Source organism: Thauera sp. WH-1 (genome assembly GCF_047806685.1).
Taxonomy (GTDB): domain Bacteria; phylum Pseudomonadota; class Gammaproteobacteria; order Burkholderiales; family Rhodocyclaceae; genus Thauera.
This window is the reverse complement of record NZ_JBLQGP010000015.1, coordinates 105,378-121,315: the sequence shown is the minus strand read 5'-3', so window position 1 is coordinate 121,315 and position 15,938 is coordinate 105,378. Positions and strand designations below refer to the sequence as shown.

Genomic DNA, 15,938 nt, shown 5'->3' with positions numbered 1-15,938 from the left:
GCCTCCCCCTCCACCGCCGAATCGCCTTCCGAAGAAACCGCCGCAGCGCTGAAGAGGTGCGCATTATAGACCCCCAAAAAACAACGTCAACACCTAAAAACAATCGGAAAATCTATGCACTCATAAGCGATGACCAAGCGCCGATAAGGCCCGGTTGCCGCCTCCCCGGCCGAATGGTATTGTCCGCGCGTCACGCGGGAGAGAACTCCACCATCTGGAGTCGCCGAAGGCGTAACCCCCCGGAACCGCTCAGGCACAACGGACCGCGTGCAAGGTACAAGTCTGGAGAGCGGTACGAGCGCCCAACTGGGGCGCTCCGTATCCACCGAAGGGGCACTCGCGAGCAGGGCTGCTATATATGTATAGGGTCAGGCGACGTGAAATCTCTCAGGTACAAGGGACAGATGGGGCGAACTGGGCCTGGGGCCGAGTTCGCCCTTTTTCGTTCACCGGCCGGAGCATCCTCGCCAATGAATTCAGCTGCCAAGCAGACTCCTCTTCACGCCGCCCATGTCGCCGCAGCTGCCCGCATGGTCGATTTCGCCGGCTGGGACATGCCGGTCAACTATGGCTCGCAGATCGAGGAGCACCATGCCGTGCGCAGGGATGCCGGCATGTTCGATGTTTCGCACATGCTCGCGCTGGATCTTGCCGGCCCGGATGCGACATCGTTCCTGCGCAAGCTGCTGGCAAACGACGTCGTCAAGCTCAAGGAGCCCGGCAAGGCCTTGTACAGCTGCATGCTCAACGAGCGGGGCGGCGTGATCGACGATCTGATTGTCTACCGCTTCAGTGATGCCGATTACCGTATCGTCGTCAACGCTGGCACGGCCGACAAGGATGTGGCCTGGATGCGCCAGCGCATCGCCGCGACCGGGGCCAACTTGACGCTGCAAGCGCGGCGCGACCTGGCCATGATCGCCGTGCAGGGTCCGCGCGCGCTCGAGCGTGCGGCCGCCGCCTTGCCCGAGTTGGCGACTGCGCGCGGGATTCCCTCTCCGTTCAGCTGCGCGCGCGCTGCAGACCTGCTCGTCGCACGCACGGGCTATACCGGCGAGGACGGCCTGGAGATCGCCGTGCCGGCGAGCCGCGCCGAGGCAATGTGGAACGGCTTGCTCGCCGCGGGTGTAAAGCCCTGCGGACTCGGCGCGCGCGATACGCTGCGCCTCGAGGCGGGCATGAACCTGTACGGCCAGGACATGGATGACACCGTGTCACCACTTGATGCCGGCCTGTCATGGACCGTGGACTTCAAGGACGAGGCTCGTGACTTCGTCGGCCGCAAGGCATTGCAGAGCAAACCGGCGCAGCAACGCCTGCTGGGCCTGATTCTCGAGGACAAGGGGGTGCTGCGCTCACACATGACGGTCGTCGCGCCATCGGGCGAGGGCGAGACGACGAGCGGCAGCTTCTCGCCGACCCTCGAAAAGTCGATAGCCTTCGTTCGCCTGCCCCTCGCGGCCCAGCCGGGCGAGGCTGTCGAGGTCGAGGTCCGCGGCAAGCGGCTCAAGGCGCGCACCGTGAAGCTTCCCTTCGTCCGCAACGGCCAGATTCTGGTCTGAGCACCCAACGCGCCGTGGCGCCCCCGAGCGGCGACCGCGGCCGCGCCCATCACCCCACACCGCAGCCCCATTCATCTGGAGAAATAACATGAGCAAGATTCCGGCCGAACTGAAGTACACCAAGTCCCACGAGTGGATCCGCGTCGAAGCGGATGGCACGCTGACCATCGGCGTCACCGACCACGCCCAGGAGGCGCTCGGCGACATCGTCTTCCTCGAGTTGCCCGAAGCCGGTCGCAAGCTGAGCGCGGGCGAGGCCTGCGCCGTGATCGAATCAGTCAAGGCCGCCTCCGATATCTATGCGCCTGTCGGCGGTGAAGTCCTTGCCGCCAACGAGGACGCGGTCGACGCGCCCGAAAGTCTCAACGCAGACCCCTACGCGAACTGGCTGTTCAAGCTCAAGCCGGACAACGCAGACGACGTGGCAGCCCTGATGGACGCCGCCGGCTACGAAGCGGAAATCGCACAGGCCTGAACATGACAGATACCCTGCTTTCCGCACCGCTCGGCTGCCTCGAGCAGCGCGACGCCTTTGTCCATCGTCACCTCGGCCCCAACGCCAGCGAGGTCGCACACATGTGCGCGGCCATCGGCGTTGCCGACATCGATGCGCTGATCGAGCAGACCGTGCCGGCAGGTATTCGGCTCGCTGCGCCGCTGCCGCTCGCCCCTGCCATGCCCGAACACGAGGCACTCGGCAAGCTGAAGACGATTGCCAGCAACAATGTGGTGAAGAAGTCCCTGATCGGCCTCGGCTACTACGGCACGCACACGCCGGCCGTGATCCTGCGCAATGTAATGGAGAACCCCGGCTGGTACACCGCCTACACGCCCTACCAGGCCGAGATCGCCCAGGGCCGTCTGGAGGCCTTGCTCAACTACCAGCAGATGGTCATCGACCTCACCGGGCTGGAGCTCGCCAACGCCTCGCTGCTCGATGAAGCGACGGCGGCGGCCGAGGCGATGACGATGGCGCGGCGTGTGTCGAAGTCGAAGTCCAACGTCTTCTTCATCGACGAAGCCTGCTTTCCGCAGACGATCGATGTGGTGCGCACGCGCGCCCACTACTTCGGCTATGAGCTGGTGTTCGGGAAGGCCGAGGACGCCGCCTCTCACGATGCCTTCGGCGCGCTGCTGCAGTACCCGAACGCCCGTGGCGAGGTCATCGACCTGACGGCGCCGGTTGCCGCACTCAAGGCCAGGGGCACCATCGTTGCGGTCGCGACCGATCTGATGGCGCTGGTGCTGTTGAAGAGCCCGGGCTCCTTGGGTGCCGACATCGCGTTCGGCTCGGCGCAGCGCTTCGGCGTGCCGATGGGTTTCGGCGGCCCGCATGCCGCCTTCTTCGCCACCCGCGAAGCCTACGTGCGCTCGATGCCCGGCCGCATCATCGGCGTCTCCAAGGATGCGCGCGGCAAGACCGCGCTGCGCATGACGCTGCAGACCCGCGAGCAACACATCCGCCGCGAGAAGGCAAACTCGAACATCTGCACCTCGCAGGTGCTGCTCGCCAACATGTCGGGCTTCTATGCGGTGTACCACGGCCCGCAGGGGCTGCGCACGATCGCCGCGCGCATCCACCGCCTGGCGGCCGTGCTCGCCGAAGGCCTGCGTGATGCCGGCTTCACGGTGAAGGGCGAACACTTCTTCGACACCATTGAGGTGGATGTCGGCGCCCGTGCGCCCGCCATCCTCGCCGCGTCCGCCGATGCCGGTTACAACCTGCGCAGCGTCTCGGGGACGACGCTCGGCCTGTCGGTGGATGAGACGACAACGCGTGAAGACGTCGCCCGTGTGCTCGCCAGCTTCGGTGCAACGGACGACGTCGCCACGCTCGACGCCCGGGTCGCCGAGGCGGGTGGTCGCCTGGCGCCCGCCCTGCTGCGCGAGGACGCCGTCCTGTCGCACCCGGTGTTCAACACGCACCACACCGAGCACGAGATGCTGCGCTACCTGAAGAAGCTGCAGAATCGTGACCTCGCGCTCGACCACTCGATGATCTCGCTCGGCTCGTGCACGATGAAGCTGAACGCCACCAGCGAGATGATCCCGGTCACCTGGCCGGAATTCGCCAACATCCACCCCTTCGCGCCGCGCGAGCAAGCCATCGGCTACCTCGAGATGATCGAAGGCCTGGCCGACTATCTGCGCGCGGTCACCGGCTTCCCGGCGATCTGCATGCAGCCCAACTCCGGTGCGCAGGGCGAGTACGCCGGCCTGGTGGCGATTGCGCGCTACCACGCCAGCCGCGGTGAGGCGCAGCGCAACGTCTGCCTGATCCCGAAGTCGGCGCATGGCACCAACCCGGCCACCGCACAGATGTGCGGCATGCAGGTGGTGGTGGTCGAATGCGACGACAACGGCAACGTGGATGTTGCCGACCTCAAGGCCAAGGCCGAGAAGCACGCCGCCCAGCTCGCCGCGCTGATGATCACCTATCCGTCGACGCACGGCGTGTTCGAGGAGTCGATCCGCGAGATCTGCGAGACCGTCCATGCTCATGGCGGCCAGGTGTACATGGATGGTGCCAACCTCAACGCCCAGGTCGGCCTCACCTCGCCGGCCACGATCGGTGCGGACGTCTCGCACATGAACCTGCACAAGACCTTCTGCATCCCGCATGGCGGCGGCGGTCCGGGCATGGGTCCGATCGGCCTCGCGGCACATCTCGCGCCCTTCATGGCCGACCACGTCGTGCAGCCCACCGGCAATGCCGACCGCCCCAACCTCGGTCAGGGCGCGGTGTCGGCCGCTCCCTTCGGCTCGGCCAGCATCCTGCCGATCTCCTGGATGTACATCACCATGATGGGCGGCGACGGCCTCAAGCGTGCGACCGAGGTGGCGATCCTGAACGCCAACTACCTCGCCGAGCGCCTCAAGGCTCACTACCCGGTGCTCTACACCGGCAGCAAGGGCCGCGTCGCGCACGAGTGCATCCTCGACATCCGCCCGATCAAGGCGGCGACCGGGGTCTCGGAGGTCGACATTGCCAAGCGTCTGATGGACTACGGCTTTCATGCGCCGACGATGTCCTTCCCGGTGCCCGGCACGATCATGGTCGAGCCGACCGAATCGGAAGATCTCGGCGAGCTCGAGCGCTTCATCGACGCGATGATTGCCATTCGCGACGAGATCCGCCAGATCGAGGCCGGAACCTGGTCGGCAGAGGACAATCCGCTCAAGCACGCGCCGCACACGCAGGCCGACTTCATCGGCGACTGGCAGCGCCCCTACTCGCGCGAACAGGCGGTGTTCCCACTGCCCTGGGTGGCCGAGAACAAGTTCTGGCCAAGCGTCAATCGCGTCGACGACGTGTATGGCGACCGCAACCTGTTCTGCGCCTGCGTGCCGATGAGCGACTACGCCGAATGAGCGCCGGGAACGGGCGCTGAAGGCGGCGCCCTGTTCCGCCCGGTGTCACCGAAAGCCACGCCTCAGGGCGTGGCTTTTTCGTGTCCGCCCTCGCGCCAATCCCAGCACCCTCCCCTGAGGCCCTATCATGGGCGCCGGAACCGCCCACAACGAACAAAACCTCAAACGAGATGCTTCCCCCACGCACCGACCGCAGAGCCCTCTGGCTAAGCCTGCTTGCAAGCAGTGTCGCGCTGCTTGCCGTTCTCTTTTACGGCCTCGCCAAGCAGTCCCGCCCGATGCCGATGCACGACCTGCAGCTCGCCGCAGGCGAGAAGCTCAAGTGCGTCTCGTACGCCCCTTACCACCGGCCGGGCCAGACCCCGCTCGATGCAGACACGCGGATCGAGCGCGCACAGATCGCCGCGGACCTCGCCGCACTGGCCGAGATCACCGATTGCGTGCGCCTTTACTCGGTCAACCAGGGCCTGGAGCAGGTCCCGGAAGTCGCACGCACGCTCGGCCTCAAGGTCTTGCTCGGTGCCTGGATCGGTTACGACACGGCCATCAACGCCGTCGAGCTCGAACGCGCCATCACCCTCGCCAACGCCCACGCCGACGTCGTGCGCGCCCTTGTGGTCGGCAACGAGGTGCTGTTGCGCCGCGAACGCAGTGAGGATGAGATGCGGGCGCTTATCCGGCATGCCAAGGCCCGCTCGCAGGTCCCGGTCACCTATGCCGACGTGTGGGAATTCTGGACGCGCCACGACAGCCTCGCCGCCGAGGTCGATTTCGTCACCGTGCACATCCTGCCCTTCTGGGAGGACGATCCGGTCGATATCGACCTCGCCCTCGCGCACGTCGCCGACACCCGCCGCACCGTCGCCCGCCACTTCGGCGACAAGCCCATACTCATCGGCGAGACGGGCTGGCCAAGCGCCGGTCGCCAGCGTGAGCACGCGCGCCCGTCACGGGTGAACCAGGCGCGCTACATCCGCGAGTTCGTGCATCGAGCCCACGACGAGGGCTGGGACTACAACCTCATCGAAGCCATCGACCAGCCCTGGAAGCGCCGCCTCGAAGGCACGGTCGGCGGCCACTGGGGCATGCTCGAGGCGGACAGCCTGTATCCCAAGTTTCCGCTCGCCGGCCCGGTCGCCGAGCGCGAGAGCCTGTTCGGACCGATCGGTGGCGCGCTGATCGGCGGCCTGCTCGCCTGCCTGCTCGCCGCGACCGGGCGGCGCACCCACCTCCTGCGCGTGAGCGCACTCACCGCGACCGGGGCCGTCGGCGGCGTCATCGCGGTCCTGCACTGGGAACACGCCCACCTCGCCTACCGCGATGCACTCGAATGGAGCCTGCTCGGCGGCGTCGCAGCGCTGTCCGGCCTGGTGCCGCTGGTGCTGGCGCGCTGGCACGGCGAGCCCATTCCCGACGCCGCGCGCGCGCGTCACATCCTGTGGACCCACACCCGCCTGCGTTCGAAGGCGCCCTCGCTCGGGCTGCTGCGCGGCCTGCTGCTCTTCTCCGCCGCGGTGGCGGCGCTGCTGCTGTGGGTCGACCCGCGCTATCGCGATTTCCCCACCCTGCTCTATCTCGGCCCGGCGCTGGTGTTCGGCGTGATCGGCTGGTGGCGCAGCGGCATCACGGCGACCGAGCGAAGTTGCGCGGCGGTCATCGCGATCGGCGTGATCGGGCGCTGGTCAACGGAGATGACCAACCCCCAGGCCATCGCCTGGCTGCTGACCGGACTGGCGCTCGCCCTGCCGGTGCTGCTCGTGCGTGCGCACCAGCACGAGCAGCGCTAGCAGCGCGCCGACCGCCGCCGGATCGTAGCTGTACAGCACCAGGCCGGCCACGCCGCTCAGCCACGCCCCCCATGCCAGGCGCCGACTGTCGCGCACAAAGGCAAGCACGCCGAAGGCCAGGCTCAGCCAGCCAATACGCTGGTGCAGAAAAGTCTGTATCAAAGCATCCTTCACCAGGCAGAGGCCCTGCGGACTGCCAGGGGCCGCGCAGTCTCTCGGCAACAGACCGGCTTCAAGCACGCCGTGGCGCAGCCAGAGGACGCATGCGCCCAGTGCCAGCGCGGCAAGCAGCGGCCAGACGATGACATGTTTCCCCGAATTCTTTGACCTCATTTGCCGCTTTCCCTTAATAATCAGCAGCGCGCAGGAGCGAACATCTGCTGTTGCAAATTCGCACCGAGCCGTTCTCGTAAGAGACTGAAATCGTGCATAAAATGCGCCCCGCCAGGCTGATCGAAGGGCGCCCGCTGGAGTTGCGCGCATTGTGTCATAGTGCATGGGGCAGGCGATATGCGCGCGACGCCCCATCCCCTCACCGCCCGGCATGAAGCTCACAAGGCACCTGCAACGCAAACGCACTGCACAAGCACGGCAAGGCACGGGACGAAAAACATGAAACAAGCCGCCACCCTTACAGTCCGGCTGGCAATCGCAATCGCGATCGCTGCCGCGGTTGCCTTCGCTCAGTACTGGATCTGGCAGCAGTTCAACCGTGGCGCCGAATTCATCGGCACCAACCAGAGCATCAAGGGCTTCGCCTACAACGGCTTCCAGCGCGACCAGAGCCCGCTGCGCGGCACCTATCCGACCCGCGCCGAGGTCGCCTCCGACCTTGATCTGCTCGGACGCATGTCGGACGGCCTGCGCACCTATGGTGTCAACGACCTGCCTGATCTGCTGGCGCTCGCCGGCGAGCGCGACATGATGGTCACCGCCGGCGCCTGGCTGGACGCCGACAAGGACAAGAACGCACGCGAGATCGATGCCCTCATCGACGCCGCTCGCCGTATGCGCCACATCGAGCGGGTGATGGTCGGCAACGAGGCCATCCTGCGCGGCGACCTGAGCGTCGAGGAGCTGATCGTCTACCTCGACCAGGTGCGCAAGACCATCCGCAAGCCGGTGTCCACCGCCGAACCCTGGCACGTGTGGCTGCGCTACCCGGAGCTCGCCAAGCATGTCGATTACATCACCGTGCACCTGCTCCCCTACCACGAGGGACTGCCGGTCGAGGAGGCGGTCGAGTACGCCTTCCAGCGCTACGACGAGGTGGCCAAGGCGCATCCGCGCAAGAAGATTGTCGTCGGTGAAGTCGGCTGGCCGAGCCGTGGCCCCACTATCGGTGCTTCCGTCCCGTCACTGGACAACCAGGCGCGCTTCGTGCGCGAGTTCCTCGCCCACCCCCGCACCGCACGCGTCGACTACTTCCTGATGGAAGCGATCGACCAGCCCTGGAAGGTCGACGTGGAAGGCTGGGCCGGCCCCTACTGGGGCATGTTCAATGCCGACCGCGAGCTCAAGTACGCCCTCGAGGGCCTCGTCGAGCGCGACCCCTACTGGTCGCAGAAAGCGAGCAACGCCGCCGCGCTGGCCTTCATCCCGATGCTGCTGGCAGCGTTCTTCCTGCCAGGCTGGAGTGTGTTCGGCCGCCTCTTCCTCGCCGGCCTGATTCAGGCCTGCGTGTCGACGCTGATCATCGGCATCAACGTGCCCGTTGAGTACTACCTCACCCAGCGCGACCTCATCGGCCTGGTGCTGCTGATCGGCGCGACCTGCTTGACCGCGGCGGTGCTGCTGTCGCACGGCTTCGAATTCGGCGAGGTTTTGTTCAAGAAGAAGTGGGCGCGCCGCTTCATGCCGCTGCCGCCGCACGCACCCGACCAGCAGCCCTTCGTGTCGATCCACCTCGCCTGCTACAACGAGCCGCCCGAGATGGTGATCGCCACCATCGACAGCCTGGCGAGGATGAACTATGAGAACTTTGAAGTCCTCGTGCTCGACAACAACACCCGCGACGAGGCGCTGTGGAAGCCGCTCGAGCGCCGCTGCGCCGAGCTCGGCCCGCGCTTCCGCTTCTTTCACCTCGCCAACTGGCCCGGCTTCAAGGCCGGGGCATTGAACTACGGCCTCAAGGTCACCGACCCGCGCGCCGAGGTCGTCGGCGTGGTCGATGCCGACTACGTGGTCGACCCCGACTGGCTGGCGTGCCTGATCCCCCACTTCGACCAGCCCGACGTCGCCGTGGTGCAGGCGCCGCAGGCCCACCGCGACTGGGAGACCCAGCCCTTCAAGCGCATGTGCAACTGGGAGTTCGACGGCTTCTTCCGCATCGGCATGCACCACCGCAACGAGCGCAACGCGCTGATCCAGCACGGCACCATGACCCTGGTGCGCCGCCTCGCGCTGGAAGAGGTCGGTGGCTGGTCGGAGTGGTGCATCTGCGAAGACACCGAGCTCGGCCTGCGCCTGATCGAGAAGGGCTACGACACGCGCTATGTCGACCACATCCTCGGTCGCGGCCTGACGCCCTCGGGCTTCGCCGCGATCAAGAGCCAGCGCTTCCGCTGGGCCTTCGGCGCGATGCAGATCCTCAAGGCGCACCTGCCGCAGATGGTGGGGCGCAGCAGCCTGAACCTCGCGCAGCGTTACCACTTCCTGACCGGCTGGTTCGCCTGGCTGGGCGACGCGCTGCAGCTCGTGTTCGCCTTCGGCAGCCTGTTGTGGACCCTGGGCATCCTGCTGTTCCCGAAGGCCTTCGGCCTGCCGGTAATCGCGCTCGCGCTGCCGATCCTCGGCTTCATGGCCTTCAAGGCCGCGCTCGGCCCCATTCTCTACCGCCGCACGATGGACTGCCCATGGAAGGACATCCTCGGCGCCTCGATCCTGTCGGTGGGCCTGGCGCACGCGATCGCACGCGGCGTGTTCGCCGGTCTGGTGAAGAAGAAGGGCGTCTTCGTGGTCACGCCCAAGGGCTGGCGCGGCGGCGGGGCGCTTGCCTTCTTCAACCCGATCCGGGAAGAAATCGGCATGCTCGTGGCCCTGCTGATGGGGGCTGCCACCCTGGTTGCCCAGCGTGGCGCCGACAACCTCGAGACGCAGCTCTGGGTCGGCATCCTGTTACTGCAGTGCATCCCCTACTTCGCCGCCATCCTGTGCCAGATTGCCGCCTACATGCCGGAGCGCAAGGTCGCGCCCGGCACGGTGGTGGCGCTGCAGCCCCAGTCCTGAACGCGCCTCAATACAGCGCCAGCGCGATCGCCGCGGCCAGCACCAGCACCGGATAGACGAGCAGGGTCACGCGCAGGCCGCCGGCGATCATCACCCTTTGCGGCACGTGGCCGCTGCCGAACACGATCGCGTTGGGCGGCGTCGCGACCGGCAGCAGGAAGGCGCAGGACGTGCCCACCGCCACCAGCACGGCCAGCGGTACGCTGTCGACATGCGGCGCGAGGCCGAGGAACAGCGGAATCAGCAGCGCGGCACTGGCGGTATTGCTGGTGACTTCGGTCAGAATCAGCGCGAACAGCACCATCAACGCCACGCACAGCAGCACCGGCATGCTCGCGAACGGCCCGCCGAGTTGCGCCGCAAGCCAGGCCGCCGCGCCGCTGTCGGCGAGCGCCTTGCTCAGGGTGAGCCCGCCGCCGAACAGCAGCAGCACGCCCCACTCGGTGCTGCGCTCGACATCGCGCCAGCTTGCGAGCTTGAGTCCGTGCAGTAACACCAGCGCCAGGATCGCCACCGCCGCATCGTAGCCGCGCACCAGACCGAGCGCCTCGCCCAGCGGTGCGCCGGAGATCCAAAGCACCACGGTCAGGCCGAACACCGCCAGCATCTGCTTCTGCGCCCCGGTCCACGCCCCCGGCGGCGGGGGCGGCGTCACCATGATGTCGAACTGCGGCTTCAGCGCCCAGCGCAGCGCGTACTCCATCAGTGGCATCAGCACGATCACCAGCGGCAGTCCCCAGGCCAGCCAGCCGGCAAAGCTGAGTCCCACGTTCGAGGCGGCGATCGCGTTCGGCGGACTGCCGACCAGGGTGCCGATGCCACCGATGTTGGCGGAGAACGCCACCCCCAGCAGCACATACATCCAGGTGCGGCGGAACTGCTCCACCGGCAGCGGCGCGAGCAGCCCGAGCGCCAGCGGCAGCATCATCGCTGCGGTGGCCGTGTTGCTGATCCACATCGACATGAAGGCGGTGAGCCAGAACAGCCAGCGCACGGCGCGGCCGAAATGCGCCCCCGCGCGCCGCATGACCTGCCCGGCCATCCAGCGGTCCAGCCCCTGCCGCTGCAGGCCAGCCGCCAGCGCAAAGCCACCCAGGAAGAGGAAGATCACCGGGTCGGCAAACTGCAGCAGGGCCTGGTCAAACGCCAGCACGCCGCTCACGGCCGCCAGCAAGGGCACCAGCAGCGCGGTGACGCTCACATGCAGCGCCTCGCTCATCCACAGCCACGCGATCGTGGCGACCAGCGCGAGGCCGCCGCCGGCAGCACCCAGACTTGGTTCCAGCCACAGGTTGACGCCGATGAAAAGGGACACGGCGATGATGAGATTGATGGTTCGTGACACGAATGTTTCCTGATGATGTTCGGCACTTAGGCTGAGGCGGCGCGCCCGACGCCGGCCGCCTCACCGCCCCGCTGCCGTCCGTTTGCGACCGGCCACGGCTGGCGGCGGGCGCTCAGGCCGGCCAGGCCGGCAGCAGCCGGGCCACCCGGGGCAGCGCAAAGGCGCGGTAATCCGGCAAGCCGCCGCGTATCGGCTGCACCAACTCGCCTTCGATGAAAGGCCGGATATAGTCGCAGGCGGCGGGCGTGACGTGCATGCCGTCGGCCTGGATGAAGTCCGCCGGCAGGGTACGCTCGAGATTGGCGATCGGCGCCGCCGCCACCGGCACCACGTCCCATCGGTAGGGGGCATCCTGCAGACGACGGATTGCCAGCATCATGCCGCCGCCGCCCTCCAGCGCGCGGGCGACGGCCGCGCGCCCCACCGCCATCGCCTGCTCGCGATCGGTCGCCGACAGCCAGTGGCCCGAGGCGCGCTGCAGGTAATCCGGAATCGCCCAGTGATGCTTGTAGCCCAGGCGCTCGTGAATCAGGCGCGCCACGGCGAGGCCGGCGCCACCAAGCTGCACGTAACCGCGCGCGTCGTGGGACTTCTCCATGACCAGGCTGCCGTCGGCACGGCGAATGCCCTCGGACACCGTCACCGTGCAATAGCCCAGGCGCTCGGTCACCGCCCGCACGCGCTGCAGAAAGGCCGCCTCGTCGAAGGCCACCTCGGGCACCAGCACGATGTGTGGCGGGCAGTCGGGGTCGCCGTCGGCCGCCAGCGCCGTCGCCGCGGCGAGCCAGCCGGTATTGCGACCCATGACCTCGAGCACGAACACACTGCCCTTGGGCCCGACCATGGACGCGATGTCGAGCCCCGCCTCCAGCATCGAGGTCGCCAGATACTTCGCTGCCGAGCCGAACCCGGGGCAGCAGTCGGTGCCGACGATGTCGTTGTCCACCGTCTTCGGCACGCCGACGCACTGCAGCGGATGGCCGCGCCGCGCTGCCTCGGCCTGTAGCCGGGCGACGGCGTCCATCGAGCCGTTGCCGCCGTTGTACAACAGGTAGCCGATCTGATGGGCGTCGAACACGGCAAACAACCTGTCCATCACCACCCCGCCGTCGTCGCGCGGCAGATCGAAGCGGCACGAGCCGAACGCCCCCCCGGGGGTGCGCGCCAGGCGCGCGAGCGCGTCGCCATCGAGTGCGCCGGTGTCGATCAAGTCCTCGGCGAGCACGCCGCCAATGCCGCGATGGGCGGCAAACACACGACCGATCTGCTGCGGCTGCGCGCGCGCCGTCTCGATCACCGCGGCGGCCGTGGCGTTGATGACGGCGGTCACACCACCGGAATGGGCGTAGAGCAGGTTGTTGCAGGCCATCGCATGCTTCCTCGTTCAAGCGGGAGACCGCGCATTGCACCATGAGGGCATGAAAACAAACGCGGCCGCCACCGTTTCCGGAGCGGCCGCGGGGCGCGACGGGCCGGGCACGCGCTGGGCCCGGCCGGGTGCGAGACGAATTACTTCAGGGCGGCGAAGGCGTTCGCCGTGATCTCCTCGACCGGCCCCAGGCCGGAGATCTTGCGCACCCTGGGCGCCTTGGCGTCGCCCGAGGCGGCCCAGGAGCTGTAGTACTCGACCAGCGGCTTGGTCTGCGCATGGTAGACGTCGAGACGCTTCTTGACCGTCTCTTCCCTGTCGTCGTCGCGCTGGACCAGGTCCTCACCGGTGACGTCGTCCTTGCCCTCGACCTTCGGCGGGTTGTACTTGACGTGATAGGTACGGCCCGACGCCAGGTGGGCACGGCGACCGCTCATGCGCTCGACGATCTCGGCGTCGGGTACGTCGATCTCGAGCACGAAATCGATCGCCACGCCGGCGTCCTTCATCGCATCGGCCTGCGGGATGGTGCGCGGAAAGCCGTCGAACATGTAGCCGGCCTTGCAGTCGTCCTGCTGCAGGCGATCCTTGACCAGACCGATGATGATGTCGTCGGACACGAGGCCGCCCGCATCCATCACCTTCTTGGCCTCGATGCCGAGCGGGGTGCCCGCCTTGACCGCCGCGCGCAGCATGTCGCCGGTGGAGATCTGCGGGATGCCGAACTTCTCCTTGATGAAGTTGGCTTGCGTGCCCTTGCCGGCGCCCGGCGGTCCCAAAAGAATCAGTCGCATACACCCTCCCAAAAATGGACGGCCATCGAATATGACCGTTTTCCTTATTGAATAAACAGCGGAAACTTAACCGACGCACACCGGGTGGTCAAACCCCTCCAGCGGCGAACAGCGCGCGCACGCGCTCGAGATCCTGCGGCGTGTCGACACCGGCCGCCGGCGCCTCGGCGAGCTCGAGCACGCGGATACGATAGCCATGCCACAGCGCGCGCAACTGCTCGAGCGCCTCCCAGTCCTCCAGCGGTGAGGGCGCGAGCCCGGCGTAGCGGCGCAGGAATCCGACCCGATAGGCATACAGGCCGACGTGGCGCAGGATTGGCAGGCCGGCAGGCAGCGCATCGCGCTGCACGGCCCAGGCATCGCGCGCCCATGGAATCGGCGCGCGCGAGAAGTACAGCGCGCGTCCAGCGGCGTCGCACACGACCTTGACCACATTGGGGTTGAAGGCCTCGGCGGCATCGCCGATGGCGTGGGCAGCGGTGGCGATCGCCGCTTCGGCATCCGCCGCCAGCGCCTCGGCCACGGCGACGACGATGGCGGGATCGATCAGCGGCTCGTCGCCCTGCACGTTGACGACGATGTCCTCGTCGGCCCAGCCGCGCAGTGCCGCAACCTCGGCCAGGCGATCGGTGCCGCTGGGGTGATCGGCGCGCGTCATCACCACCGCGCCGCCGGCCGCGCTCACCGCGGCACGTACCTCTTCATGGTCGGTCGCCACCCAGACCTCGCTCGCCCCCGCATCCCGCACACGCTCGACCACGCGCACGATCATCGGCTTGCCGGCGATGTCTGCGAGCGGCTTGGCCGGCAGCCGGGTGGACGCGTAGCGCGCGGGAATGACGATGCGAAATCGGGCGGGCGTCTTCATCGCGCTCACTTGCGCAGCGCGTCCACTTCTTCGGCGCTGAGCGTGCGCGCCTCCTCGTCCAGCATCACCGGGATCCCGTCCCGGATCGGGTAGGCCAGGCGGTCGGCCTTGCACACCAGCTCCTGCTTGTCCTTCAGGTAGTCGAGCGGCCCCTTGCACAGCGGGCAGACGAGGATCTCAAGCAGTCGTGCGTCCATCTTCGAGTTTCTCCAGGATGCGTTCGGCCGCGCCTGTGCCGATGCTGGCCCTGACCGGGAACTCCCAGCAGTCGGCTGGCGCGAAAGCGACGCATTTTACCGCATCCTTCGCGGTCATCAGGATCGGCAATGCATCGCCGAATGCGAGATCGGCGGCGGCAAACGCGTGGTGATCGCCGAAAGCATGCGGCACGACCTCGATTCCGGCCGCCTCGAGCTGGGCAAAGAACCGCTCAGGGCGGCCGATTCCGGCCACCGCATGCACGCGCTGACCACGAAAATCGCCCAGCGGACGCGTGCGCGCGGGATCACCCACGGCACGCAACAGGCTGCCCTCGAGCCGCATGTCGAACACCGGCACCTTGGCTGTCGCCGCCCGGGTCGAGGGCGACAAGGCGCCATGCGCAATGACGAGGTCGACCTCGGCGAGGCGGCCGAGTGGCTCACGCAAGGGCCCCGCTGGTAACAGCCAATGATTGCCCAGGGTGGCCTCGTCGACCACGGCAATCTCCAGCGCCCGCCCGAGCCGGTAATGCTGCATGCCGTCGTCGGCGATGATCACATCACAGCTGGGATGGCGGCGCAGCAGTTCGCGTGCGGCTTCGGGCCGGTCCCGCCCCACCACCAGCGGACAAGCCGTGATGCGAGCCAGCAGCACCGGTTCGTCACCGTAGTCGGCGGGCGCGCCGTCGGCGGGCACGAATGCGCAACCTGCGACCCGACCACCATGGCCGCGGCTGATGATGCCCGGGCGCCAGCCGGCGGCGCGCAGCACGCCCACGAGCCAATCCACAACAGGCGTCTTGCCGCTGCCGCCCACTGCGATGTTGCCGACCACGATCACGGGAACCGGCAGGCGCTGCGGCCTCAGCCGCGCCCTGCGCCGACTGACAAGCATGCCAAACAGGACCGAAAGCGGGAACAGGAGCTGCGCCACAGGCCCGCGACGCTGCCAGAACGCAGGCGCGCGCGCGGCCATTTCAGGGCATCACTCGACCACCGCCTGGGTGGCGAAGGTGATGTGCGGCAGGCCGACACGCTGGGCCGCCTGCATGACGTCGATCACGCTCTGGTGGGTCGCCTTGGCGTCGGCGCTGATCACGATCACCGGCACATCGTCCGCATCCGCAGGCACGGCCCTGGCAAGGGCCGCGGCAATCGCATCGATGCTGCGATCACCGACTGGTTGGCGGTCTACCAGCACCTCGCCCGCCGCGGTGACCGCCACGACGATCTCGTCGGCAACGGCCTCACTGGCGTCGGCTGCAGCCGTCGGCAGGTTGATCTCCAGCCCCGACACCTTGGAAAAAGTGGTCGTCAGCATCAGGAAGATGATGATCACCAGCACCACGTCGATGAGCGGGATCATGTTGATCTCCGGCTCCTCGTGGCGGCTGCCGCGGCGAAAGTTCATGC

Annotated in this window: 13 protein-coding genes and 1 riboswitch; of the genes, 5 read left to right on the top strand and 8 right to left on the bottom strand. The window is 67.5% G+C overall.

Annotation, left to right across the window (positions count from 1 at the left end):
• The first annotated feature begins 185 nt into the window (after positions 1-185).
• Positions 186-276: riboswitch (glycine riboswitch) on the top strand.
• Between the two features lie 194 nt (positions 277-470).
• The 4 genes from gcvT to ACMV5O_RS15080 all read left to right on the top strand — a co-directional run bounded on the left by gcvT (position 471) and on the right by ACMV5O_RS15080 (position 6,721).
• Positions 471-1,562, top strand: coding sequence for a glycine cleavage system aminomethyltransferase GcvT (gene gcvT, locus ACMV5O_RS15095; protein WP_416164226.1), 1,092 nt, complete (start codon positions 471-473; stop codon positions 1,560-1,562).
• Between the two features lie 88 nt (positions 1,563-1,650).
• Positions 1,651-2,037, top strand: coding sequence for a glycine cleavage system protein GcvH (gcvH, locus tag ACMV5O_RS15090; RefSeq protein WP_416164225.1), 387 nt, complete (start codon positions 1,651-1,653; stop codon positions 2,035-2,037).
• A 2-nt stretch (positions 2,038-2,039) separates the two neighbouring features.
• Positions 2,040-4,934 (top strand): aminomethyl-transferring glycine dehydrogenase, encoded by a 2,895-nt coding sequence (gene gcvP, locus ACMV5O_RS15085; RefSeq protein ID WP_416164224.1) that lies wholly within the window; start codon positions 2,040-2,042, stop codon positions 4,932-4,934.
• 170 nt (positions 4,935-5,104) lie between these two features.
• Positions 5,105-6,721, top strand: coding sequence for a beta-1,6-glucan synthase (locus ACMV5O_RS15080; protein WP_416164223.1), 1,617 nt, complete (start codon positions 5,105-5,107; stop codon positions 6,719-6,721).
• On the opposite strand, the gene ACMV5O_RS15075 is transcribed toward ACMV5O_RS15080, so the two are convergent.
• Positions 6,617-7,054 (bottom strand): hypothetical protein, encoded by a 438-nt coding sequence (locus ACMV5O_RS15075; RefSeq protein WP_416164222.1) that lies wholly within the window; start codon positions 7,052-7,054, stop codon positions 6,617-6,619. The genes ACMV5O_RS15080 and ACMV5O_RS15075 overlap by 105 nt on opposite strands.
• 279 nt (positions 7,055-7,333) lie before the next feature.
• Between ACMV5O_RS15075 and ACMV5O_RS15070 the strand changes: the two genes are divergently transcribed.
• Positions 7,334-9,949 carry a glycosyltransferase family 2 protein gene (locus ACMV5O_RS15070; RefSeq protein ID WP_416164221.1) on the top strand — a complete coding sequence of 872 codons (2,616 nt, stop codon included), beginning with the start codon at positions 7,334-7,336 and terminating at the stop codon, positions 9,947-9,949.
• Positions 9,950-9,956: 7 nt separating this feature from the next.
• Here the strand turns inward: ACMV5O_RS15070 and ACMV5O_RS15065 are convergent, their stop codons facing one another.
• From ACMV5O_RS15065 to ACMV5O_RS15035, 7 genes are all read right to left on the bottom strand, one after another.
• Complete coding sequence (locus tag ACMV5O_RS15065; protein ID WP_416164220.1) at positions 9,957-11,294, bottom strand: SLC13 family permease; 1,338 nt, start codon at positions 11,292-11,294, stop codon at positions 9,957-9,959.
• A 112-nt stretch (positions 11,295-11,406) separates the two neighbouring features.
• On the bottom strand, positions 11,407-12,663 hold the full coding sequence (locus ACMV5O_RS15060; RefSeq protein ID WP_416164219.1) for a 6-phosphofructokinase: 1,257 nt from the start codon (positions 12,661-12,663) through the stop codon (positions 11,407-11,409).
• Positions 12,664-12,803: 140 nt separating this feature from the next.
• Positions 12,804-13,457 carry an adenylate kinase gene (adk, locus tag ACMV5O_RS15055; protein ID WP_416164218.1) on the bottom strand — a complete coding sequence of 218 codons (654 nt, stop codon included), beginning with the start codon at positions 13,455-13,457 and terminating at the stop codon, positions 12,804-12,806.
• Positions 13,458-13,545: 88 nt separating this feature from the next.
• Entirely contained in the window at positions 13,546-14,325 is a 780-nt protein-coding gene (gene kdsB / locus ACMV5O_RS15050) for a 3-deoxy-manno-octulosonate cytidylyltransferase (protein ID WP_416164217.1), read from the bottom strand.
• Between the two features lie 5 nt (positions 14,326-14,330).
• Entirely contained in the window at positions 14,331-14,522 is a 192-nt protein-coding gene (locus ACMV5O_RS15045; protein WP_416164216.1) for a Trm112 family protein, read from the bottom strand.
• Entirely contained in the window at positions 14,503-15,501 is a 999-nt protein-coding gene (gene lpxK / locus ACMV5O_RS15040) for a tetraacyldisaccharide 4'-kinase (protein ID WP_416164215.1), read from the bottom strand. Before lpxK ends, ACMV5O_RS15045 begins: the two co-directional genes overlap by 20 nt.
• Positions 15,502-15,510: 9 nt before the next feature.
• Positions 15,511-15,936: an ExbD/TolR family protein gene (locus ACMV5O_RS15035; protein ID WP_416164214.1), complete on the bottom strand. Its 426-nt coding sequence runs from the start codon at positions 15,934-15,936 to the stop codon at positions 15,511-15,513.
• Positions 15,937-15,938 lie beyond the last annotated feature (2 nt).

Coding starts and splice junctions, on each gene's coding strand:
- gcvT (WP_416164226.1), top strand. CDS start 471: ATGAATTCAGCTGCCAAGCAGACTCCTCTTCACGCCGCCCATGTCGCC.
- gcvH (WP_416164225.1), top strand. CDS start 1,651: ATGAGCAAGATTCCGGCCGAACTGAAGTACACCAAGTCCCACGAGTGG.
- gcvP (WP_416164224.1), top strand. CDS start 2,040: ATGACAGATACCCTGCTTTCCGCACCGCTCGGCTGCCTCGAGCAGCGC.
- ACMV5O_RS15080 (WP_416164223.1), top strand. CDS start 5,105: ATGCTTCCCCCACGCACCGACCGCAGAGCCCTCTGGCTAAGCCTGCTT.
- ACMV5O_RS15075 (WP_416164222.1), bottom strand. CDS start 7,054: ATGAGGTCAAAGAATTCGGGGAAACATGTCATCGTCTGGCCGCTGCTT.
- ACMV5O_RS15070 (WP_416164221.1), top strand. CDS start 7,334: ATGAAACAAGCCGCCACCCTTACAGTCCGGCTGGCAATCGCAATCGCG.
- ACMV5O_RS15060 (WP_416164219.1), bottom strand. CDS start 12,663: ATGGCCTGCAACAACCTGCTCTACGCCCATTCCGGTGGTGTGACCGCC.
- adk (WP_416164218.1), bottom strand. CDS start 13,457: ATGCGACTGATTCTTTTGGGACCGCCGGGCGCCGGCAAGGGCACGCAA.
- kdsB (WP_416164217.1), bottom strand. CDS start 14,325: ATGAAGACGCCCGCCCGATTTCGCATCGTCATTCCCGCGCGCTACGCG.
- ACMV5O_RS15045 (WP_416164216.1), bottom strand. CDS start 14,522: ATGGACGCACGACTGCTTGAGATCCTCGTCTGCCCGCTGTGCAAGGGG.
- lpxK (WP_416164215.1), bottom strand. CDS start 15,501: ATGGCCGCGCGCGCGCCTGCGTTCTGGCAGCGTCGCGGGCCTGTGGCG.
- ACMV5O_RS15035 (WP_416164214.1), bottom strand. CDS start 15,936: ATGAACTTTCGCCGCGGCAGCCGCCACGAGGAGCCGGAGATCAACATG.